Source organism: Mycolicibacterium lacusdiani, assembly GCF_021916785.1.
Lineage (GTDB): Bacteria > Actinomycetota > Actinomycetes > Mycobacteriales > Mycobacteriaceae > Mycobacterium > Mycobacterium lacusdiani.
Genome location: NZ_JAKCFC010000006.1, coordinates 185,772 through 207,304, shown reverse-complemented (window position 1 = coordinate 207,304; position 21,533 = coordinate 185,772). Strand labels below are relative to the sequence as shown.

Annotated in this window: 22 protein-coding genes; 11 read left to right on the top strand and 11 right to left on the bottom strand. The window is 68.6% G+C overall.

What is annotated here, in order from left to right; genetic code table 11:
- Nucleotides 1-35 precede the first annotated feature (35 nt).
- Nucleotides 36-1,004: a diacylglycerol/lipid kinase family protein gene (locus LOK44_RS19360; RefSeq protein ID WP_237571728.1), complete on the top strand. Its 969-nt coding sequence runs from the start codon at nucleotides 36-38 to the stop codon at nucleotides 1,002-1,004.
- Nucleotides 1,005-1,273: 269 nt separating this feature from the next.
- Complete coding sequence (gene whiB1, locus LOK44_RS19355) at nucleotides 1,274-1,528, top strand: transcriptional regulator WhiB1 (protein ID WP_059165613.1); 255 nt, start codon at nucleotides 1,274-1,276, stop codon at nucleotides 1,526-1,528.
- Nucleotides 1,529-1,684: 156 nt separating this feature from the next.
- On the opposite strand, the gene LOK44_RS19350 is transcribed toward whiB1, so the two are convergent.
- Both LOK44_RS19350 and LOK44_RS19345 read right to left on the bottom strand, forming a co-directional pair.
- Nucleotides 1,685-3,184, bottom strand: coding sequence for a two-component system sensor histidine kinase PdtaS (locus LOK44_RS19350; protein WP_237571727.1), 1,500 nt, complete (start codon nucleotides 3,182-3,184; stop codon nucleotides 1,685-1,687).
- Nucleotides 3,185-3,207: 23 nt separating this feature from the next.
- A complete protein-coding gene (locus LOK44_RS19345; RefSeq protein ID WP_163918619.1) occupies nucleotides 3,208-3,423 on the bottom strand; it encodes a biotin/lipoyl-binding carrier protein in 216 nt (71 codons plus the stop codon).
- 167 nt (nucleotides 3,424-3,590) lie between these two features.
- On the opposite strand from LOK44_RS19345, the gene LOK44_RS30135 reads away from it, so the two are divergent.
- A complete protein-coding gene (locus tag LOK44_RS30135) occupies nucleotides 3,591-3,665 on the top strand; it encodes a 50S ribosomal protein bL37 (protein ID WP_011728008.1) in 75 nt (24 codons plus the stop codon).
- Between the two features lie 50 nt (nucleotides 3,666-3,715).
- On the opposite strand, the gene rsrA is transcribed toward LOK44_RS30135, so the two are convergent.
- Both rsrA and LOK44_RS19335 read right to left on the bottom strand, forming a co-directional pair.
- On the bottom strand, nucleotides 3,716-4,027 hold the full coding sequence (gene rsrA, locus LOK44_RS19340) for a mycothiol system anti-sigma-R factor (RefSeq protein ID WP_237571726.1): 312 nt from the start codon (nucleotides 4,025-4,027) through the stop codon (nucleotides 3,716-3,718).
- Complete coding sequence (locus tag LOK44_RS19335; RefSeq protein ID WP_249783792.1) at nucleotides 4,024-4,692, bottom strand: sigma-70 family RNA polymerase sigma factor; 669 nt, start codon at nucleotides 4,690-4,692, stop codon at nucleotides 4,024-4,026. The genes rsrA and LOK44_RS19335 overlap by 4 nt, the downstream gene beginning before the upstream one ends.
- Nucleotides 4,693-4,918: 226 nt before the next feature.
- Between LOK44_RS19335 and LOK44_RS19330 the strand changes: the two genes are divergently transcribed.
- From LOK44_RS19330 to LOK44_RS19320, 3 genes are read left to right on the top strand one after another with little or no spacing between them, the layout of a single operon-like run.
- Nucleotides 4,919-5,413, top strand: a complete 495-nt coding sequence (locus LOK44_RS19330; RefSeq protein WP_237571725.1) for a YbaK/EbsC family protein — start codon at nucleotides 4,919-4,921, stop codon at nucleotides 5,411-5,413.
- A gap of 35 nt (nucleotides 5,414-5,448) precedes the next feature.
- Entirely contained in the window at nucleotides 5,449-6,291 is an 843-nt protein-coding gene (locus LOK44_RS19325) for an SDR family oxidoreductase (RefSeq protein ID WP_237571724.1), read from the top strand.
- A 5-nt stretch (nucleotides 6,292-6,296) separates the two neighbouring features.
- Complete coding sequence (locus tag LOK44_RS19320) at nucleotides 6,297-7,073, top strand: methyltransferase domain-containing protein (protein WP_237571723.1); 777 nt, start codon at nucleotides 6,297-6,299, stop codon at nucleotides 7,071-7,073.
- 1 nt (nucleotide 7,074) lies between these two features.
- Here LOK44_RS19320 and LOK44_RS19315 read toward each other — a convergent pair whose 3' ends face one another.
- Together LOK44_RS19315 and LOK44_RS19310 are read right to left on the bottom strand one after the other, a co-directional pair.
- Nucleotides 7,075-8,592 carry a DUF7782 domain-containing protein gene (locus LOK44_RS19315; RefSeq protein ID WP_237571722.1) on the bottom strand — a complete coding sequence of 506 codons (1,518 nt, stop codon included), beginning with the start codon at nucleotides 8,590-8,592 and terminating at the stop codon, nucleotides 7,075-7,077.
- Nucleotides 8,589-9,341, bottom strand: a complete 753-nt coding sequence (locus tag LOK44_RS19310) for an SOS response-associated peptidase (protein ID WP_237571721.1) — start codon at nucleotides 9,339-9,341, stop codon at nucleotides 8,589-8,591. The genes LOK44_RS19315 and LOK44_RS19310 overlap by 4 nt, the downstream gene beginning before the upstream one ends.
- 44 nt (nucleotides 9,342-9,385) lie before the next feature.
- Between LOK44_RS19310 and aroA the strand changes: the two genes are divergently transcribed.
- The 4 genes from aroA to LOK44_RS19290 are packed head-to-tail and all read left to right on the top strand — an operon-like array spanning nucleotide 9,386 to nucleotide 13,236.
- The gene (gene aroA / locus LOK44_RS19305) at nucleotides 9,386-10,699 is read left to right on the top strand and encodes a 3-phosphoshikimate 1-carboxyvinyltransferase (protein ID WP_372481271.1); all 1,314 of its coding nucleotides are present in this window, start codon (nucleotides 9,386-9,388) and stop codon (nucleotides 10,697-10,699) included.
- Nucleotides 10,696-11,676 (top strand): ribosome small subunit-dependent GTPase A, encoded by a 981-nt coding sequence (gene rsgA / locus LOK44_RS19300; protein WP_237571719.1) that lies wholly within the window; start codon nucleotides 10,696-10,698, stop codon nucleotides 11,674-11,676. Before aroA ends, rsgA begins: the two co-directional genes overlap by 4 nt.
- Nucleotide 11,677: 1 nt before the next feature.
- On the top strand, nucleotides 11,678-12,334 hold the full coding sequence (locus tag LOK44_RS19295; protein WP_237571718.1) for a class I SAM-dependent DNA methyltransferase: 657 nt from the start codon (nucleotides 11,678-11,680) through the stop codon (nucleotides 12,332-12,334).
- Nucleotides 12,335-12,372: 38 nt separating this feature from the next.
- Nucleotides 12,373-13,236: an aldo/keto reductase gene (locus tag LOK44_RS19290; protein ID WP_237571717.1), complete on the top strand. Its 864-nt coding sequence runs from the start codon at nucleotides 12,373-12,375 to the stop codon at nucleotides 13,234-13,236.
- Between the two features lie 87 nt (nucleotides 13,237-13,323).
- Here the strand turns inward: LOK44_RS19290 and LOK44_RS19285 are convergent, their stop codons facing one another.
- From LOK44_RS19285 to LOK44_RS19270, 4 genes are all read right to left on the bottom strand, one after another.
- Nucleotides 13,324-14,556, bottom strand: coding sequence for a fatty acid desaturase family protein (locus tag LOK44_RS19285; RefSeq protein ID WP_237571716.1), 1,233 nt, complete (start codon nucleotides 14,554-14,556; stop codon nucleotides 13,324-13,326).
- A 66-nt stretch (nucleotides 14,557-14,622) separates the two neighbouring features.
- Nucleotides 14,623-15,846, bottom strand: a complete 1,224-nt coding sequence (locus LOK44_RS19280; RefSeq protein WP_237571715.1) for a ferredoxin reductase — start codon at nucleotides 15,844-15,846, stop codon at nucleotides 14,623-14,625.
- A gap of 91 nt (nucleotides 15,847-15,937) precedes the next feature.
- Nucleotides 15,938-16,438, bottom strand: coding sequence for a DUF6912 family protein (locus LOK44_RS19275; protein ID WP_372481270.1), 501 nt, complete (start codon nucleotides 16,436-16,438; stop codon nucleotides 15,938-15,940).
- A gap of 17 nt (nucleotides 16,439-16,455) precedes the next feature.
- Nucleotides 16,456-17,865 carry a WS/DGAT/MGAT family O-acyltransferase gene (locus LOK44_RS19270; RefSeq protein WP_237571714.1) on the bottom strand — a complete coding sequence of 470 codons (1,410 nt, stop codon included), beginning with the start codon at nucleotides 17,863-17,865 and terminating at the stop codon, nucleotides 16,456-16,458.
- A 183-nt stretch (nucleotides 17,866-18,048) separates the two neighbouring features.
- Between LOK44_RS19270 and LOK44_RS19265 the strand changes: the two genes are divergently transcribed.
- Complete coding sequence (locus LOK44_RS19265) at nucleotides 18,049-18,549, top strand: Rv3235 family protein (protein ID WP_237571713.1); 501 nt, start codon at nucleotides 18,049-18,051, stop codon at nucleotides 18,547-18,549.
- A gap of 21 nt (nucleotides 18,550-18,570) precedes the next feature.
- On the opposite strand, the gene secA is transcribed toward LOK44_RS19265, so the two are convergent.
- On the bottom strand, nucleotides 18,571-21,417 hold the full coding sequence (gene secA / locus LOK44_RS19260; RefSeq protein ID WP_237571712.1) for a preprotein translocase subunit SecA: 2,847 nt from the start codon (nucleotides 21,415-21,417) through the stop codon (nucleotides 18,571-18,573).
- Between the last annotated feature and the right edge of the window lie 116 nt (nucleotides 21,418-21,533).

The window sequence follows — 21,533 nt, the reverse complement described above, 5'->3', positions numbered from 1 at the left end:
GGCATCGCCACGGCGCATGGCTAGGCTGGGTTTCCGTGCGCGCCGTGCTGATCGTCAATCCCAATGCGACATCCACCACCGCGGCCGGGCGTGACCTGCTCGCCCATGCGCTCGAGAGCCGCGTAGACCTCACCGTGGTGCACACCGACCACCGTGGCCACGCGGTCGAGATCGCCAGCGACGCCACCCGCGACGGCATCGACGTCGTCATCGTGCACGGCGGTGACGGCACCGTGAACGAGGTGGTCAACGGCATCCTCGGCGAGTGCGGACCCAACCGGGCGATCCCCAGTCCGACCGCTCCGGCCGTCGGCGTCGTGCCCGGCGGATCGGCGAACGTGTTCGCCCGCGCACTCGGCATCAGCCCCGACCCGGTCGACGCCACCAATCAGCTCATCGACCTGCTCAGCGTGCGCCGCAGCGGTGCGGCCTGGCGGCGGATCGGGCTGATGGACTGCGGTGAGCGCTGGGCCGTGTTCACCGCCGGGATGGGCGTCGACGGCGACGTCGTCGCCGCGGTCGAGGAGCAACGCGCACGCGGGCGGAAGGTGACGGCGAGCCGCTACATCCGGGTCGCGGTCCGCGAGATGCTGGCCAGTGCCCGCAGGGAACCCGGGCTGACGCTGCACACGCCCGGCAATGAACCGGTGTCCGGCGTCCACTTCGCGTTCGTGTCGAACTCGAGCCCGTGGACCTACGCAAACACCCGCCCGGTGTGGACCAACCCGGCCACGACGTTCGAGACCGGTCTCGGCGTGTTCGCGATCACCAGCATGAACGTCTGGGCCAACCTGGGTCTGGTGCGACGGATGCTGTCGAGCAAGCCCAACATCGAGGCCAAGCACCTGATTCGCGAAGACGACCTGTCGTGGATCACCGTGACGGCCGACGCGCCGGCAGCGTGTCAGATCGACGGGGATTTCGTCGGACCGAGGGAAACGATGACGTTCACGTCGGTTCCGGATGCGCTCGCCGTAGTGGCGCCGGCGGCCAAAAGCCTCTGAACTGTGACGTTGTTATCACTGCGACGAACTCAGGGCGCAGGTACGTTGAGTGTAGTACGAACGTATGAGGGGATCGTCAACGCGGTCTCAATCGAACGTCTCAGTGACATTGCCCACGTGTGAACTCGGTTCTATTGACATCTGTTCAGCCTGTGAAAGCATCGGATGCAACAGCACTGAAACATTTCGTGTGCATGCGTTAACAGCCGAACAAAAAGCTAGTGCGCTTTGCTGCGCACACAGCGAGTGATCTGACTAGGAGTTAAGAAATGGATTGGCGGCACAAGGCAGTCTGTCGTGACGAGGATCCCGAACTGTTCTTCCCGGTAGGGAACAGCGGTCCGGCGCTCGCCCAGATCGCCGACGCGAAGCTCGTCTGCAACCGCTGCCCGGTGACCACCGAGTGCCTCACCTGGGCGCTGGAGTCCGGTCAGGATGCCGGCGTGTGGGGCGGCATGAGCGAGGACGAGCGTCGCGCGCTCAAGCGTCGCAACGCCCGCACGAAGGCGCGTACCGGCGTCTAGCCCGCTTCGACATTTCGCTTACGGCCCCGGTGAAAACCGGGGCCGTAAGCGCGTTTCGGGGCCGATGAAACGGCTATGCGCGATTGTTGCGGACGTTCGGGGTTGTTTTCGATAGCGACCCCGCTGACGTCTATTGCGCGCTCCGCCCGCTGACGTCTACTGCGCGCTCCGCCCGCGGCGGCCGATCGGCACCCGCAACACCACTTCCGTTCCGCCCCCTGGCCCGTCGTGCATGCCCAGTGAGCCGTCGAGTTCGGCCGCGACCAGCGTGCGTACGATCTGAAGGCCGAGGCGGTCGGACTTCTCCAGACTGAAACCCGGCGGCAGCCCGCGGCCGTCATCGCTGATCACCACGTCGAGCCAGCGTGCGGACCGCTCGGCCCGGATCGTCACGCAGCCTTGGGCGGTGTCGCCGTCGTAGGCGTGCTCGATGGCGTTCTGCACCAGTTCGGTGACCACCATGACCAGCGCGGTCGCTCGATCGGCGTCGAGCACGCCAAGGTCGCCCTGCCGCACGATGCGGATGGGGCTGTCCACCGACGCGACGTCGTTCATGATCGGCACGATGCGGTCGACCACCTCGTCGAGGTTGACTTCCTCGTCGACCGACATCGACAGCGCATCGTGCACCAGGGCGATCGACGACACCCGCCGCACCGACTCGTTCAAGGCCTCGCGGCCCTCGGCGTTGTTCGTGCGCCGGGCCTGCAAGCGCAGCAGGGCGGCCACGGTCTGCAGGTTGTTCTTCACGCGGTGATGGATCTCGCGGATGGTCGCGTCCTTGGACAGCAGCGCCCTGTCCCTGCGCTTGACCTCCGTGACGTCGCGCACCAGCACGGCAGCGCCCGCCGCGGCGCCATGCACGATCAGCGGCAGCGTACGCAGCAGCACGGCCGCGCCGTTCGCGTCGACCTCCATCCGCATGCTGGACCCGCCGACCAGCGAGTCGCGCACGTGGGTGGCCAGCTCCTGGGCCTCGAAGGGGTCCGAGATCAGCGGTCGCGTCACGCTGACCAGGTTGTGGCCTTCGAGTTCCGCGGCCAGACCCATGCGGTGGTATGCCGACAGCGCATTGGGGCTGGCGAAGGCGACCACGCCGTCACCGTCGAGCCGGATGAAGCCGTCACCGACGCGTGGGCTGGACCGCGACATCGCCACGTCGCCAACGTTGGGGAACGTCCCCTCGGACAGCATGTGCAGCAGATTCCGGGCGCAGTCGAGGTAGGCCCGTTCGAGCGGGCTGGCCTTGCGCTGGTCGGCGAGCGCCGTCTGATGGGTGAGCACGGCCACCACCTGGTCGGCGTGCCGGACCGGTACGGCTTCGACGTTGAGCCAGTGTTCGTAGTGCGAATCATTGGGCGAGACATCGCTTTCCCTGCCGATGTGGCCCGAGACGAACGCGGCGGTGACGACGGGCATCGCGTCGGCCTCGCTCTGCGTGCCGACGGCATCCGCGAGCACCACCGTCGGAGCGGTGTTGGGCCGGACCTGCGCCACGCAGACCAGTCCGAGGTCCTCGCGGCGGACCCACATCAGATAGTCGGCGAACGAGAGGTCGGCCAGGAGTTGCCACTCGCCGACGACGGCGTGCAGGTGATCGACTGCGCTGCCGGGCAGCATCGTGTGCTCGGCGAGCAGGTCACCGAGGGTCGACACGGTGGGGTTCCTCCGGTGGGCGCCTAGCTGATGACGGCGATGAGGTCGCCGGCCTGGATGACGTCGCCGACGGAGACGTTGACCGACGAGACGGTGCCCGCGACCTCGGCGAGCACCGGGATCTCCATCTTCATCGATTCGAGCAGCACCAGGGTGTCCCCTTCGCCGATCTGATCGCCTTCGCTCACCACGACCTCGAGCACACTGGCCACGATCTCGGCGCGAACGTCCTCGGCCATCTTCACTCCGCTCGTCTCGACGCTTGCCTCATGGGGACCCAGGGGGTCTGACGTACCGGACCATCGAACCACACCGGCAGGCTGACAACGCATTGGAACTCACCGGCACGATCGTGAGACACTGGGGAGTAAGCACCTGATTCACAAGACTCGACGGGAGACCGACCATGGCCAAGCGAGGCCGCAAGAAGCGCGATCGTAAGCACTCGAAGGCCAACCACGGGAAGCGTCCCAACGCCTGACCTTCACCCCCACACAACGACGGCGGCCCATTGGGCCGCCGTCTTGCGTTTCAGCCTCGGATGATGGTGGTGCGGCTGATCTCGATGCGGAGTCGCTGACGCAGGCTGTCGGGGGCACGCTCGCCGCTGCACTTGCTGGCGATCAGGTTCTTGACCCGCTCCTCGACCCCGTACTGCCGCAGGCAGGTGGGGCATTCCTCGAGGTGGTGACGCAGCTTGTCGCGGGTCTCGGTGGTGCACTCGCCGTCGAGCAGCGTCCATACCTCGGCGATCACCGAGGCGCATTCGGGATGCTCCGGATCGACCGGGCCGAGCGGCGGCTCGAAGTCGTGACCCTCTGGGCGTGAGAAATCGGCGGTCATGAGGTGACCTCCTCCACTTTGCTGAACTCCGGACCTCGAATGAACCCGCGATCACGCGCCACGTCGGCCAGCAGCTCACGAAGCTGCTTGCGTCCGCGGTGCAGTCGCGACATGACCGTGCCGATCGGAGTGTCCATGATCTGCGCGATCTCCTTGTATGGGAAGCCTTCGACGTCGGCGTAGTAGACCGCCATCCGGAATTCCTCGGGCAACGCCTGCAGCGCAGCCTTGACCTCCGTGTCGGGCAGCGCCTCCAGCGCCTCGACCTCGGCCGAGCGCAGACCGGTCGACGAGTGCTCGGCGTTGGCCGCGAGCTGCCAGTCGGTGATCTCCTCGGTCGGATACTCGGCCGGCTGCCGCTGTTTCTTGCGGTAGCTGTTGATGTAGGTGTTGGTCAGGATCCGGTACAGCCAGGCCTTGAGGTTGGTGCCCTCGCGGAACGACCGGAATCCGGCATAGGCCTTGACCATGGTCTCCTGCAGCAGGTCCTCGGCGTCGGCGGGGTTGCGGGTCATCCGCAGCGCGCCGCCGTACAGCTGATCCAACAGCGGAATGGCGTCGCGCTCGAACCGTGCGGTGAGTTCGGCGTCGGTCTCCGCGGGCTTCGGCGGTTCGTCGGTCAGCGCATCGGGAACTGTCCCGGCTGACAGAGTCGAGTCGGTCATGTCGGTGGACACCGTCCCTTCGATTGCGGCACCGAACGGGTCCAGCACATCGACTGGACGTTCCAGGCAGGCCGTTGGCACCAAGGTCCCCTTCCACCGATCCTAGTTGCTGAGTCCGACAACGCGCCGAACCGTCGTGATCGCCTCGAACAACAGCCCGTACGCAGGGGTTGTTCCCGGTGGCCGAGCCGGGCCGCCGGTGACGCCGGCTGGCTAGGGTGGCCGAATGCCACGTGCTGCGACCCCTGCGATCGCCGCGCTCGTGACGGCAGGCGTGCCGCACGAGGTGCTGCGCTACCACCACGACCCGCGCGTCGAGTCCTTCGGCGACGAGGCCGTCGCCGAACTCGCCGCGACCGAGGGCGTGGCGGCCGATCAGATCCTCAAGACGCTGATCATCGAGCTGCCGACGGGTCTGGCGGTCGCCGTACTCCCGGTTCCGGCCAAGCTGTCGCTCAAGGCCGCCGCGGCCGCGCTGTCGGCACCCCGGGCCGCAATGGCCGACCGCCGGGCAGCCGAACGGTCCACCGGCTACGTACTGGGCGGCATCTCACCCCTCGGTCAGCGCAAGCCGCTGCCCACCGTCGTCGACGCCTCCGCGCTGGCGTGGGACCGGGTGCTGTGCAGTGCAGGCAAGCGCGGCTGGGACGTGGCCCTCGTGCCCGACGACCTCGTCCGGCTCACCGACGCCGCCGTCGCCGACATACGGGCACCCGGATAGGCCCCTGCCGCCGCCGATCGTCCTAGGGTGGCCCCATGTCGCTATCAGGGAAGACCATGTTCATCTCCGGCGCCAGCAGGGGCATCGGGTTGGCGATCGCCAAGCGCGTCGCCGCCGACGGCGCCAACGTCGCGCTGGTAGCCAAGACCGCAGAACCCCATCCGAAGCTCGAGGGCACGGTCTACACCGCAGCCAAGGAGATCGAGGAGGCCGGCGGCAACGCCCTTCCGATCGTCGGCGACATCCGCGACGGCGACTCGGTCACCGCGGCGGTGGCCAAGGCCGTCGAGGCGTTCGGCGGGATCGACATGTGCGTCAACAACGCCTCCGCCATCAACCTCGGCTCCATCGAGGAGGTGCCACTCAAGCGGTTCGACCTCATGAACGGCATTCAGGTGCGCGGCTCCTACACGGTGTCGCAGGCCTGCATCCCGCACATGAAGGGCCGCGAGAACCCGCACGTGCTGACGCTCTCGCCGCCGATCCGGCTCGAGTCGGAATGGCTCAAGCCGACGGCCTACATGATGGCGAAGTTCGGAATGACTCTGTGCGCGTTGGGCATCGCCGAGGAGATGCGGGACGCGGGCATCGCGTCGAACACCCTGTGGCCGCGCACCCTGGTCGCGACGGCTGCCGTGCAGAACCTGCTCGGCGGCGACGAGGCGATGGCCAAGGCGCGCAAGCCCGCGGTGTACGCCGACGCGGCATACGCCATCCTGACCAAGCCCTCGACGTACACCGGTCACAGCCTGCTGTGCGAGGACGTGCTGCTCGCCAACGGCGTCACGGACCTGTCGGTGTACGACTGCGTGCCCGGCTCCGACCTCGGGGTCGACCTGTGGGTCGACACCCCCAACCCGCCCGGATATCAGGGCTGAACACGATGGGTTCACCGTGGTCCGCCGGGCGATACGAGTCGGTGGCGGAGCGCATCTCGGACATCGCCTGGCAGACGGTCGAGTTCGCCGACCGGCGTCGGCCACTGCGGGATGCGACGCTGCTCGACCTGGCCTGCGGCACCGGTAGCGCCGCACTGGCAGCAGCTCGGCGTGGCGCACGCGTCACGGCCGTCGACCTCACCCCCGAACTGATCGCCCAGGCCCGGGAGAAGGCCACGGCCGAGAACCTCGACGTGGCGTGGGTGGCGGCCGATGCCGCGGACACCGGGCTGCCGACCGACGCCTTCGACGTGGTCGTGTCGAACATGGGCATCATCTTCGTCGAGCCGGGCCGCCAGGTCGCCGAGATCGCGCGGCTGGTCAAACCCGCTGGCGTGCTGGTGTTCTCGTCCTGGGTGCGCAGCGATCGGAACCCGTTCTTCGATCCGATCGTCGCGGTCCTCGGTGCGCCACCCGACACCGGCTACTCGCCCGACCAGTGGGGCAACTCCGAGGTGGTGGCCCAGCGTTTGGCCGCCGACTTCGAGGGCGTCGAGATCACCGAGGGCCGGCATGGGTGGGAGTTCGCTTCCCTGGACGCGGCGTTGGCATTCGTCACCGAGGAGTCCCCGATGCACGTCGGAGCCTTCGGTCGCGCGGACGCCCGCCAGCGCGACCGGCTGCGCGACGCGTTCCGCGAGGCGCTGAGCGAGCACGCCACCGCCGACGGCGTCCGGTTCGAGGCGCCCTACGTGGTGGCCAGCGCGACGCGACGGGCGTGAATCACTCCGCCTCGTAGAGGATTCCGCGACTGATGGCCTCGCGGACGACGGGCAGCGCCGCCTCGGCCAGGGCGTCGCCGTCGACGCCGTGCACCGATGCGAGCAGGTCGATGAGCATGCCCAGCGGCACCTCGCCACGGCACCCTGCGAGCAGCGCCCGCGACACCTCGTCGACGCCGAGCACCGCACCGGGTCCGCCGGGCCTGCGCACTGCGGCCCCGACGGTCTGCCAGCCGTCGGGACCGGGCAGCGACTGTTCCTCGAGGAAGACCGGCGCCGTCGACAGCCGGGCCGCCAACAGCTGGTCGTCACCGGTGTCGTGGAGGTACTCGCGGCGGGCGAAGAACGCCGCCACCTCGGGGCCGGTCAATCCCTCGTCGGCTCCGGTGATCTCTTCGAGCACCTGGTCGGGCGGGCGGCTCTCGTCGCGGCGAGGGGCGCGCAGAGTCACCATGCCCATGCCGATCCCAGCGATGTCCTGGTCGGCGAACCAGTCCAGCCACACTCCGCCGCGGCGAGCCGCTTCCTCCGGCGGCTCCCCCGCATCCGAGGTCCACAGTGAGACGTAGCTGATCGGATCGGCGAACTCGCGCTGAACCACCCACGCATGCAGGCCGGTATCGGCGAGCCAGCCCCTGACGCGGTCGCGCCAGGCACCGTCCTCGTCGCCTCGACGCACGATCCAATTGGCCATGATCTGGGCGGTCCCACCCGGTTCGAGATGGTCGCGAGCCTGCCGGATCAGCTTCTCCGACAACGAATCCCCGGCCATGCCAGAGTCGCGGTACTCGTAGTCCAGCGCGCCAGTGCCCACCACGAACGGCGGGTTCGACACGATCAGGTCGAAGCGCTCACCGGCCACCGGCTCGAACAGGCTGCCCGGCCGCAGGTCCCACGACATGCCGTTCAGACGGGCGGTGGCCGCGGCGAGTGCGAGCGCACGGGCATTGGTATCCGTGCCAACGATGGCGTCGCAATGCGCATCGAGGTGCAGTGCCTGGATGCCGCAGCCCGTGCCGAGGTCGAGCGCCCGGCGCACGGGTTCGCGGACGACGGCGTGCGCCAGGGTGACCGACGCACTGCCGATGCCGAGCACGTGGTCGAATGCCACCGCCCCGGGCCGGACCGCGGCGTCCAGATCTGACACGACGAGGAAGTCGCGCACCCCGTCGCCGTGCGGCCGGATGTCGAGAGCAGCGCGCAGCGTCCCGTGCGGGGTGACCTCGAGAACGTCGTTGGCGACCAGCGCGTCGACGCCCGCAGTGGGCATCGCGTGGGCGGCGCGGTCGCGCGGCTCCTCCGCACCGAGCAGGAACAACCGGACCAGGATGGCCAGCGCCTGCCGTTCCGGTGTCGCGCGATCGGTGGCGCGCAGTGCCGACCACCACGATCCCCTGCTGAACGCCGCGCCGGCTTCGGCACCGAGCAGTCCGGCGACGCCATCGGTCGTGTAGGCCGCCGCGCGGAGGTCATCGGCGAGGGCGTCGACCACCGCGGGGTCCGACAGAGGGTGGGTCAAAGCAGCGTGCCCTGCTCGGCCTGCGGCTCGGCAGGCTCGATGAGTTCCGGGCCGTTGTTGCGCACGCTGTTGACCAGACGCGAGACCTCCCGGATCTCGATGCGGTCGAGATCGCCGTGGCCGCGCAGCAATCCCTCGTCGACGGGCGCGTCGGGGTCGAGCCAGCGGTCCCAATCGGCTTCGCTGATCGTCAGCGGCATCCGGTCGTGGATGTCGGCGAGCTTGGCGGCCGCGTCGGTCGTGATGATGGTGCAACTCAGTAGCGGCGGCGCGTCCTTGGGGGCGTCCTTGGGCCGCCACGTCGACCACAGGCCAGCCATGAACAGCGGCTCACCGTCGCCGGCGTACATGAAGAACGGCGTCTTCGAGCCCTTCTCACCGCGCCACTCGTACCAGCCGTCCATCGGGACCAGGCAGCGCTTGCCCTTGGCCGAGGAGCGAAAGGCCGGTGACGACGTGATCTTCTCCGAGCGCGCGTTGATCAGCAGTGGCCCCTTCGTGTCCGGTGTGCCGCCGTCGGCAGCCTTGGTCCACGCGGGAACCAGGCCCCAGCGCATCAGCCGCACCCGCCGCGTCGACTCGTCGTCGGGCTCGGTGTGCCGCTTGACCACGGTGGCGATCGTGGTCGTCGGCGCGACGTTGTAGTTGGCGCTCGGCGCGTCCTTGGCGCTCTCGGTCGCCTCGTCGATCGCCTTGATCTTCTCGGCCAGCAGCGCCGGATCGGTCGTCACCGCGAATCGCCCGCACATACGTCCATGGTGGCAGAAACCGGCGACAAGGCAGGATGGTGACCGTGACAGACCGTGCACCCGACGATCGAGGGCAGCTCTGGCCCGCACCGACCGCACCGGTGCCCATCCGGGCGACCGTCACCGTGCCGGGATCGAAGTCGCAGACCAACCGCGCTCTGATCCTGGCCGCGCTGGCCACGCCCCAGGGTGCGTCGACGGTCACCGGCGCGCTGCGCAGTCGCGACACCGATCTGATGATCGGCGCCCTGCGCGCACTTGGCGTCACCGTGACAGGCGACAGCACCGACCTCACCGTCAGCGGCGCCATCGAGCCCACGGCCGATGCGAGGATCGACTGCGGCCTCGCGGGCACCGTGTTGCGCTTCGTCCCGCCGCTGGCAGCACTAGGAACCGAAGTGGTCACCTTCGACGGCGACGAGCAGGCCCGATCCCGGCCGATCGCGCCGCTGCTGGCTGCGCTGCGCCACCTGGGCGTGGCACTGGACGGCGACGGTCTGCCGTTCCAGGTGCGGGGCGCCGGGACGGTCCGGGGCGGCACCGTGGAGATCGACGCGTCGGCATCGTCGCAGTTCGTCTCCGGTCTGCTGCTGTCGGGCGCGACGTTCGCCGACGGACTGACCGTGGTGCACACCGGCGCCGCGGTGCCCTCGGCGCCGCACGTCGCGATGACGGTGGCGATGCTGCGCGAGGCAGGCGTCGACGTCGACGACGGCCAGGGCAACCGTTGGCACGTGAGTCCCGGACCGGTGGCCGCGCGGCACTGGCCGATCGAGCCCGACCTGTCGAACTCGGTGCCGTTCCTCGCGGCGGCGCTGGTGACCGGCGGCGCCGTCCGGATCGCCGGATGGCCGACCACGAGCGTCCAACCCGCCGCCGCCATCATCGAGCTACTGCAGAAGATCGGCGCCTCGGTGCATCTGGGTGTCGGCCACCTCGAGGTCGCCGGCCCCGACGGCTACGCCGGATTCGACGCGGACCTCGGCGAGATCGGCGAACTCGCACCGTCGGTCGCAGCCATGGCGGCCCTTGCCGAGCCGGGTTCGGAATCGCGGCTGAGCGGCATCGCCCACCTGCGGGGCCACGAAACCGACCGGCTCGCCGCGCTCACCGCCGAGATCAACCGGCTCGGCGGCCAGTGCGAGGAGACCGACGACGGCCTGGCGATCGTGGCGCGCCCGATGCACGGTGGGGCGTGGCGGTCCTACGCCGACCACAGGATGGCGACCGCGGGCGCGATCATCGGTCTGAAGGTGCCCGGCGTGGAGGTCGAGGACATCGGCACGACCGCCAAGACGCTGCCCGACTTCCCCGGCATGTGGGCGGACATGCTGTCCGGGACGAGCGAGCGGCATTGAGCGGACGCGAGCTAGACGAATCGGACGTCCGGGTGCGCTCGGGCCGTGGTTCGCGGCCGCGCACCAAGATCCGTCCCGACCATGCCGACGCCGAGCGGGCGATGGTGGTCACCGTGGACCGCGGCCGGTGGGGCTGCGCGCTCGGCGGTGACCCCGATCGGGTGGTCACCACCATGCGGGCGCGGGAACTCGGCCGGACCCCGATCGTCGTCGGCGACGAGGTCGACATCGTCGGGGACCTGTCCGGCAAGCCCGACACGCTCGCCCGCATCGTTCGCCGGGGTGAACGTCGAACAGTGTTGCGCCGCACCGCAGACGACACCGATCCGACCGAACGCGTCGTCGTGGCCAATGCCGATCAGCTGCTGATCGTGGTGGCGCTGGTGGATCCCCCACCCCGCACCGGCTTCGTGGAACGCGCGCTGATCGCCGCCTACGCGGGCGGGCTGACGCCGATCCTGTGCCTGACCAAGACCGACCTCGCGCCGCCGGAGCCCTTCGCCGAACAGTTCAAGGGCCTCGACCTGACGGTGATCGCGACGGGCCAGGGCGGTGACGTGGCACCCGTCGCGGCGCTGCTCGCGGACCGGGTCACGGTACTGCTCGGCCACTCCGGCGTCGGCAAGTCGACTCTCGTCAACCGTCTTCTCCCCGATGCGCATCGAGCGGTCGGCGTGGTGTCGGGCGTGGGCAAGGGCAAGCACACGTCCACGCAGTCGGTAGCCTTGCCGCTGGCCGATTCCGGCTGGGTGGTCGACACCCCCGGCGTGAGGTCGTTCGGCCTGGCCCACATCGCCCCCGACGACGTCATGATGGCGTTCTCCGACCTCGCCGAGGCAATCCAGGACTGCCCGCGCGGCTGCACCCACCTCGGCCCGCCTGCCGACCCCGAGTGCGCGCTGGACGGATTGACCGGCTCGGCAGCCGACCGCGTGGTCGCCGCCCGACGGCTGCTGGCGGCGATGCGGGCGGGCTGACGTGGACTTCCTCGATGCGACGCGGCGCGGGTACGACGCGACCGCCCGCGAATACGCCGACGCGTTCCACCACCACCTGAACGACAAGCCGTTCGAACCAGCGATGCTCGCCGCGTTCGCCGGCTACGTGCAGGCGACCGGGAACGACCGGGTCGCCGACGTCGGGTGCGGAACCGGCGCCACCACGGCGATCCTGCACGACCTCGGGATCGACGCCACCGGCAGTGACCTGTCGCCCGGGATGATCGCGCAGGCTCGCGCACTCAATCCTCACCTTCGCTTCGCGGTCGGCTCGATGACCGCGGTCGACTCGCCCGATGCCTCGGTCGGTGGGGTCTGCGCGTGGTATTCGACGATTCACGTCCCAGACGACGTCCTGCCCGAGGTGTTCGCCGAGTTCCGTCGCGTACTGGTGCCGGGCGGGGTCGTGCTGCTGGCATTTCAGGCCGGCGCGGGTTCCCGGTTGCTCACCGAGGCGTTCGGCGTGGCAGTCGACCTCGAATTCCGGCGTCGCACTCCGGCTTTCGTCACCGCTGCGCTCGAATCTGCCGGTTTGACGGTGTTCGCCGAAGCCGTTCGGGCGGCCGAGCCCGGCGGCATCGAGTCGACACCACAGGCGTTCCTACTGGCCAGACGGGTCACCGACGTCACCCGCTGATCCGTTTGCACCCGCCTCGCACCGGGCACGCTGAGGCGGTGAGCACAGTACCCAACATCGACCTCAATGACGGCGCCCGAATCCCGCAGCTCGGATTCGGCGTCTACCAAATCGACCCCGACGAGACCGCGGCCGCGGTGAAGACCGCGCTCGACATCGGCTACCGGCACATCGACACCGCGGAGATGTACGGCAACGAAGCCGGCGTCGGCCAAGGGATCCGCGACGCGGGCCTGGCCCGCGGTGACGTCTTCATCACCAGCAAGCTGAACAACGGCTTCCACGAACCCGACGCGGCGCGGAAGGCCTTCGACGAGACGCTGTCCAAGCTGGGCTTCGACGCCCCCGAGGACGACTACGTCGACCTGTTCCTCATCCACTGGCCGCTGCCCACGAAGTACGGCGGTGACTTCGTCTCGACGTGGAAGGCGCTGGAGGGCTTCAAGGCCGACGGCCGCGCCCGCAGCATCGGCGTCTCGAACTTCCAGGTGCCGCACCTCGAGCGGCTGGCCGCCGAGACCGACACGGTGCCCGCGGTCAACCAGATCGAGGTGCACCCGTACTTCGTCAACGAGGCCGTGCGCGCGTACGGCGCCCAGCACGGCATCGTCACCGAGGCGTGGTCGCCGATCGCACAGGGCCAGGTCCTCGACGATCAGGTGGTCGAGGGCATCGCCAAGGCCACCGGCAAGTCGCCCGCGCAGGTCGTGCTGCGGTGGCACATCCAGCGCGGTGACGTCATCTTCCCGAAGTCGGTGACGCCGCAGCGCATTCAGGACAACTTCGACATCTTCGACTTCGAGCTGAGCCCCGACGACGTCGACGCGCTCACCGAACTCGACAAGGGCGCCGACGGCCGCACCGGCCCGAACCCCGACACGTTCGACATGATCCCGGACTGACACTCCCCACAACGCGAAACTGCGGGCAGATCGTGAATCCTCGAGGATTCGTGATCTGCCCGCAGTCTCGTTGGTGAATTTCGTGAATCAGGCTGCGAGTGCTCGCTTCTCGCGTCGGCGCGCCCGCACTGCGGCGATCGACGACTTGAGGCCGCGACGCTCACTGGGCGCGAGTTCGTCGAACATCCGCTCGCTGCGCGTCTCCGGCGCATCGTCGCGGGTGTGCTTGAGGAACTTGTCCGGAAGCGACAGCTTCGCGATGGTGCGCCACGTCTTGCCGTACTGCAGCAGGAAGTTTCCCGTGGTGTACGGCAGGTCGTACTTGTCGCAGATCTGGCGCACCCGCACCCCGATCTCCTCATACCGGTTGCTCGGCAGATCCGGGAAGAGGTGGTGTTCGATCTGGTGGGACAGGTTGCCACTCATGAACCGCAGCGCCGGGCCTGCGTTGAAGTTGGCGCTGCCAAGCATCTGGCGCAGGTACCACTGACCCTTGCTCTCACCGATCATGTCGGTCTTGGTGAACTTCTCGGCGCCATCGGGGAAGTGGCCGCAGAAGATCACGGCGTTGGCCCAGACGTTGCGGATGACGTTGGCCACCGCGTTCGCCGTCAGGGTCGACCGGTAGGTCGCCCCCGGGGACAGCGAGGTCAGTGCCGGCCATGCAACGTAGTCCTTGGCGACCTGCTGGCCTGCCTTGATGCCGAACTCGCGCACGCGGACCATCGTCCCCTTGCGGTCGTCGCGACCCATGAAGATCTTGCCGAGTTCCAAGTGCTGCAGGCCGACGCCCCACTCGAAGCCGATCGCGAGCAGCGTGTTGAACAGCAGGTTGCCGTAGAGGTTGAACGGCTTCCACTTCGCATCGCGGGTGACGCGGATGACGCCGTAGCCCACGTCGTCGTCCATGCCCAGGATGTTGGTGTACTTGTGGTGCATGAAGTTGTGGGTGAACCGCCAGTGCTTGGACGCCCCGCTCATGTCCCACTCCCACGTCGAGGAGTGAATCTCGGGATCGTTCATCCAGTCCCACTGGCCGTGCATGACGTTGTGGCCGATCTCCATGTTCTCGATGATCTTGGCCACGCCCAAAGTCGCGGTGCCTGCCCACCACGCGGAGCGTCGCGAGCTGGCGGTCAGCATCAGCCGGCCTGCCACCTCGAGCGCGCGCTGCGCGGCAATGGTGCGGCGGATGTAGCGCGAGTCGCGCTCACCTCGGGAGTCCTCGATGTCGAGTCGGATCGCATCCAGCTCGTTCGCCAGATTCTCGATGTCCGCATCAGTGAGATGCGTGAATTCCGGTACGTCTGTGATCGCCATTTCTCGGCCTCCTTTCTACCTACGCTACCGTAACCTACGTACCCGTAGGTTACCAGTCAGTAAACCTCACACGTCGAGCGTGCAGTCGCCCGAGGCGGCCGAGACGCAGGTCTGAATCCGGCTTCCCGGTTCGTGCTCGTCGCCGCTGCGCAGGTCGCGCACGTAGCCGTCGACCAGTCCGACCACACACGACTGGCATATACCCATTCGGCAGCCGAAGGGCATCTGGATGCCGACGCTCTCGCCGGCGTCCATGAGCGACGTCGCCCCGTCCGCCGTCACGGTCTTGCCTGCCCGCTCGAACGTGACCGTGCCGCCGGCGCCGTGCGCGCCTGCCCTCTTGGCGGCGAACCGCTCGAGGTGCAGTTTGTCCTTGAGGCCGGCCTCACCCCAGATGCGGTCGGCGTCGTCGAGCATCCCCTCGGGGCCGCACGCCCAGACCTGCCGGTCGCGCCAGTCCGGCACGACCTCGTCGAGCTTCGACAGATCGAGGCGACCCTCGGTGCGCGTGGCGCGCAGACGAAGCCGGTAACCCTCGTGCTCCTCGGCCAGCCGATCCAGCTCGTCGGCGAACATGACCTCGGACGCCGAGGGGGCCGAGTGCACGTGGACGATGTGGCCGGCTCCGCCGATCTGCCCGCGCCGCACCAGCGTGCGCAGCATCGACATCACCGGAGTGACGCCGGAGCCAGCGGTGAGGAACAGCACCGATGCGGGCGCCGGGTCCGGCATCACGAAGTTGCCCTGCGGTGCCTGCAGGCGCACGATCGTGCCCGCGGCGATGCCGTCGACCAGGTGCGTCGACAGGAAGCCCTCGGGCATGGCCTTCACGGTGATGGCGATGTTGCGCTCGCCCCTGCCGGATGTCGCCGCCGGGGCGGCTCCGGGCCGCGATGTCGCCGCCGGGGCGGCTCCGGGCCGCGATGTCGTCTCGTACACCGGGCTCGACGTCAGCGAGTACGACCGCCACCGCCACCGTCCGTCGACGAGCACGCCGATGCCGATGTACTGCCCCGGTTCGTAGTCGAAGGAGAAGCCCCAGCCCGGCTTGATGACCAGGGTCGCCGAGTCGGAGGTCTCCCGCCGCACCTCGAGTACCCGGCCGCGCAGTTCGCGCGCCGACCACAGTGGGTTGGCCAGCTGTAGATAGTCGTCGGGCAGCAGCGGCGTAGTGATGCGCTGGACGATTCGGCGGACTGCATGCCAGCCCGGCCGCTCCTTGGCGCCCGCGATCTCGGGGCGCACGGTGTCGGCGACCTGGGCCGATACCTTGATGGTGTTCTTGGCCATGACGGCTCCTGCTCGCGTTCGGGCTGTGCGGAGTCCAACCGCAGGATCTACAACCTACGGTACCGTAACCTACGCTCGCGTAGCTAGTGCGTCAGAGCAGTTCGAGCAGGAAGGGCAGCTCTTGGGCGGCATACCAGGCCAGGTCGTGGTCCTGGGCGTCGCCGACCGTCAACTCCGCGTCCTCGTCCCCCAGGTCGGCATCGTCGACGACGTCCACGGCAGCGGCCACCGCAGCCTCGGCACCGGCGTTGTCCACGAAGGCAGCGACGACGTCGGTGAGCGCCAGCGGCCCCCCGAGCCGCACCACGGCGTCGTCGAGATCAGGTCGCGCAGTCACCTCGTCGACGTCTGCGACCAGCACCGCACGGCGCCGCGGGAAGCCCTCGACCTCGCCTTCGGCGGCGAGCAGCCGTAGCGACGCCATCGCCGCCTCGCGCAGAGCAACCTCGGCGAGTTCGTCGTCGTCGCCCTCGGCGTAGGACTCGCGCAGCGTCGGCGTCACCGCGAATGCCGTCCCGCTGCGGGCGTGCAACGTGTGGTCCGAAACCAGTCCGGCGAGCATGGCCAGGGTCACCGGAACGTAGACGCGCACAGCAGCGACTGTAGCGATCAGCGCGCGGAATCCAGCAATTCGTCGAGTGATTCGCGCAACAGGCTCGGCATCACGTCGACGTCGCTCATGCCGTCGCGGTCGGCGTTGATGCCGAAGTAGAGCATGCCGTTGTAGGAGGTGACGCCGATCGCCAGCGCCTGGTTGTGCAGCAGCGGGGGTACCGCGTACGTCTCCTGCAGCTTGGTGCCCGCGACGTACATCTGCTTCTGGGCACCCGGAACGTTGGTGATCAGGAGGTTGAACAGGCGCGCCGAGAAGCTCGTCGCGACTCGAATTCCCATGGCGTGCAACGTCGGTGGCGCGAACCCCGACAGCGTGACGATGGTTCGGGCGTCAACCAGGCTCGCCGCCGTCGACGCCGACTCGGTCGCGTGGGCGATCTGCGACAACCGGACGACGGCGTTGCCCTCGCCGACGGGCAGGTCGACCAGGAACGGCGACACCTCGCTGATCGCCTGCCCCGGCCCGGCGGCGTCGAGTTCCCCGTCCGGGTAGACCGACATCGGGGCCATGGCGCGCACCGTGGACGACGTCGTCACCGGTTCGCCGCGCGACATCAGCCAGTTCCGCAGCGCGCCCGCCACGACGGCCAGCACCACGTCGTTCACGTCGCAGTCGTAGCGCGCCCGGAGCGTGCGGTAGTCGTCGAGATCGTGGGACGCGACGGTGAACCTGCGGTTGCGCGACACCGTGGTGTTGAGCGGGCTGCTCGGCGCCGTGCCCCTGGCGACGGTGCGGGCGACGTCGGCGAACCGGCGTGCGGTCTCCACGGCCTGCGACGTGTTCGTCACGACCTCGGTGACCGCGTTGCGGGCGGCCGAGAGCTGCGCACCGGGGCGCGCGATCCATTCGAGCGCCGCGCCGAGCAGCAGCTGCCTGTCGCTGGGTTCGCGGGCGGGAATCCAGATGTCCTCGCCGAATTCCGGGCTCTTCTGCGTGCGGTCGGCGATCACGTGGCCGATCTCAAGGGCCGTCATACCGTTCACCAGCGCCTGATGGGACTTGGTGTAGATCGCGATGCGGTTCTTGGCCAGACCCTCGACAAGATACATCTCCCACAGCGGGCGCGACCTGTCGAGCGGCCGGGACCCGAGTCGGGCGACCAGGTCGTGTAGCTGGGCATCGCTGCCCGGGGACGGCAGCGCCGAGCGCCGGATATGATAGGTGATGTCGAAGTCGCGGTCGTCGACCCACACCGGCCGGGCCAGGCCGAACGACACCTCGCGCACCTTCTGCCGGTAGCGCGGGATCTGCGGTAACCGCCGCTCTACGTTGGCGAGCAGGGTCTCGTAGCTCAGCCCGTTGCGCGGCTTGCGCAGGATGGACAGCGTCCCCACGTACATCGGCGTGGAGGTGTTCTCGAGGTGGTAGAACGACGCGTCAGCTGCTGACAGCCGAGTCACCATGACGCCGCACCCCTCCCCCTTCGAGCCATCGCCACGACGTGCGCGGACCCCGTCACGGTAACCGCCGATTCTGCGGTCCCGCATCACGGGTGCATGGAGGTGTCTTCCCGCCGTGCGATCATGAATGCATCTGCGCCTCTCCAGCAGATGCCACCACACCGTGTCGACCGCTGGAGACCCACCATGAGCGCATCACTCATCGCCCCCGCACGTCAGAGCCTCACCGCGCCGGTCATCGACTACGAGCCGCCGCCGGTCGGCACCACGGTGCCCTGTCCGATGCCGACGCAAACCACGATGCACCGGCGTACCCCGCGGCCCATGACGCCCGCCACGAGGCCTCGGCGCGAGGCACCGGTCCCGCGGGCAGCCGCGGTGTTCGCGGACGCCGCGCTGCGTCGCGTGCTCGAGGTGGTCGACCGGCGTCGACCCGCCGGCCAGTTGCGTGCGGTGCTGCGGCCGAATTTGGTCGACGCGGTGTCCGTGCTGACGCGTACGCCGTCACCCGAGGGCGCCGCCGCGCTCAAGCGCGTGCGACTGCGTGCCGTCTCGGGGTGCCCCGGAGAACCGGGTGCGGCCGAGGTGTTCGCCACCTACACCAGGGGCAAGCGCGTGCGAGCGATCGCCGGCCGCGTCGAAGTGGTCGGCGGCCGCTGGCAGGTGGTGGCGCTGCAGATCGGCTAGCCGCCCAGGCTGAACTCGCGGCTAGCCGCGGCGAGCCTTGGGACCGCCACGGTTCTGCTTGCGCGCAGCCTCCCGACGCTCCTTGCGGGTCCCGCCGTTCGACCCTGCGGAGTGCCTGCCACCGGCGCCACCCTGGCGCTGCACCTCGGCCGAGCCGTCCTCGGACGGTCCGACGTAGGTCATGGGCCGACGTGTTTCGTCGTCGTCGATGCCCTTGACCCGCAACGCGGGCGCGGGCTCCTGCGGGGCTTCCTTGGTCGCGACTCCGCCGCCTTGGGCCTGGGCCTTGGCGGCAGCGTCCTTGGCGAACTGCGCGAGGTTGGCGGGCGCAGCGACCGGGGCGACCTGGCTGGCCGGGTCCTGAGCCGCCTGCACCTGTGCGTTGAACAGCAGGCCGACCGCATCCTCCTTGAGGCCGTCGAGCATCGCCATGAACATGTCATAGCCCTCGCGCTGGTACTCGACCAGCGGGTCGCGCTGCGCCATGGCGCGCAGCCCGATGCCCTCCTTGAGGTAGTCCATCTCGTAGAGGTGTTCGCGCCACTTGCGGTCGATGGTCGACAGCAGCACGCTGCGCTCCAGGTACCGCATGGCGTCCGGGCCGCCGATCTCGACGAGCTGCGCCTCGCGCTCGGCGTAGGCCCGCTCGGCGTCGGCGATCAGCGCCTCGAGCAGCTCCTCGCGGGTCAGTTCGCCGGGCTCGCCGACGGCGTCGCCGTCGATCAGGTCGTGGTGGTCGATGCCGACCGGGTAGAGCAGCTTGAGCGCCGTCCACAGCGCCTCGAGGTCCCAGTCCTCCGAGTAGCCCTCGGCCGTGGCCCCGTCGACGTAGGCGGTGACGACGTCGACGAGCATCTTGCGCGCCTCGGCCTGCACGTCTTCGCCCTCGAGGATCATGCGGCGCTCGGCGTAGATCACCTTGCGCTGCTGATTCATCACCTCGTCGTACTTGAGCACCTGCTTGCGGATCTCGAAGTTCTGCTGCTCGACCTGGGTCTGCGCGCTCTTGATCGCGCGGGACACCATCTTGGCCTCGATGGGCACGTCGTCGGGCAGGTTCAACCGGTTGAGCAGCGACTCCAGCGTCTCGCCGTTGAAACGACGCATGAGTTCGTCACCCAGCGACAGGTAGAAGCGGGATTCACCCGGGTCGCCCTGACGGCCGGAGCGACCGCGCAGCTGGTTGTCGATGCGGCGCGATTCGTGACGCTCGGTGCCCAGCACGTAGAGGCCGCCCGCGGCGATGACCTCTTCGGCCTCCTTCGCCACCTCGGCCTTGACGTCGGCGATCGTCTGATCCCATGCGGCTTCGTAGTCCTCGGGCGTCTCGACGGGATCGAGCCCGCGGTCGCGCAGCCGCTTGTCGGCGAGGTAGTCGGGGTTGCCACCGAGCACGATGTCGGTACCGCGACCGGCCATGTTCGTCGCGACGGTGATGGCCGCGCGTCGGCCGGCCTCGGCGATGATGCCGGCCTCCTGCTCGTGGAACTTGGCGTTCAGCACGTTGTGCGGGATGCGGCGCTTGGTGAACTGCTTGGACAGGTACTCCGAGCGCTCGACGCTCGTCGTGCCGATCAGGACCGGCTGGCCCTTCTCGTAGCGCTCGCTGACGTCGTCGACGACGGCGATGTACTTGGCTTCCTCGGTCTTGTAGATCAGGTCCGACTGGTCGGCGCGGATCATCGGCTTGTTGGTGGGGATGCTGACCACGCCGAGGCCGTAGATCTCGTGCAGCTCGGCCGCCTCGGTCTGCGCGGTGCCCGTCATGCCGGAGAGCCGGTCGTAGAGGCGGAAGTAGTTCTGCAGCGTGATCGTGGCGAGGGTCTGGTTCTCCGCCTTGATCTCGACGTGCTCCTTGGCCTCGATGGCCTGGTGCATGCCCTCGTTGTAGCGGCGGCCCAGCAGCACGCGGCCGGTGAACTCGTCGACGATCAGGACCTCGCCGTTGCGGACGATGTAGTCCTTGTCGCGCTGGAACAGTTCCTTGGCCTTGATGGCGTTGTTCAGGTAGCTCACCAGCGGGGAGTTCGCGGCCTCGTAGAGGTTGTCGATGCCGAGCTGGTCCTCGACGAACTCGACGCCGATCTCGTGCACGCCGATGGTGCGCTTGCGGATGTCGACCTCGTAGTGCTTGTCCTTCTCCATCAGCGGAGCCAGACGGGCGAACTCGAGGTACCAGTTGGACGCGCCGTCGGCGGGTCCGGAGATGATCAGCGGCGTACGGGCCTCGTCGATCAGGATCGAGTCGACCTCGTCGACGACCGCGAAGTTGTGGCCGCGCTGCACCATGTCGGCGGTCGAGTGCGCCATGTTGTCGCGCAGGTAGTCGAAGCCGAATTCGTTGTTCGTGCCGTAGGTGATGTCCGCGGCGTAGGCGACGCGGCGCTCGTCGGGCGTCATCTGCGACAGGATCACGCCGACGTCGAGCCCGAGGAAGCGGTGGATGCGGCCCATGGACTCGCGGTCGCGCTTGGCCAGGTAGTCGTTCACGGTGACGATGTGGACGCCCTTGCCGCTCAACGCGTTGAGGTAGGCGGGCAGCACGCTGGTCAGGGTCTTGCCCTCACCGGTCTTCATCTCCGCGACGTTGCCGAAGTGCAGCGCGGCGCCACCCATGAGCTGCACGTCGAAGGGCCGCTGGCCCAGCACGCGCCACGCGGCCTCGCGGGCCACCGCGAATGCTTCTGGCAGCAGGTCGTCGAGCGACTCGCCGTCGGCGATGCGCTTCTTGAACTCGTCGGTCTTCGCGCGCAGTTCGGCGTCGGAGAGCTTCTCCGTGTCGTCGGCCAACGAGTTGACGTATTCGGCGACCTTCTTGAGGCGCTTGACCATGCGGCCTTCGCCAATGCGGAGCAATCTCGTCAGCACGCTGCATCCCCTGCGGGTTCGATGGATCTTTCGATTGACCGGTGTTCCGTCAAACGACACCCATCGTAGGTGACTCGCCGAGACAACCGCCCAAACCGGCACGTGAGCCCCCGTTC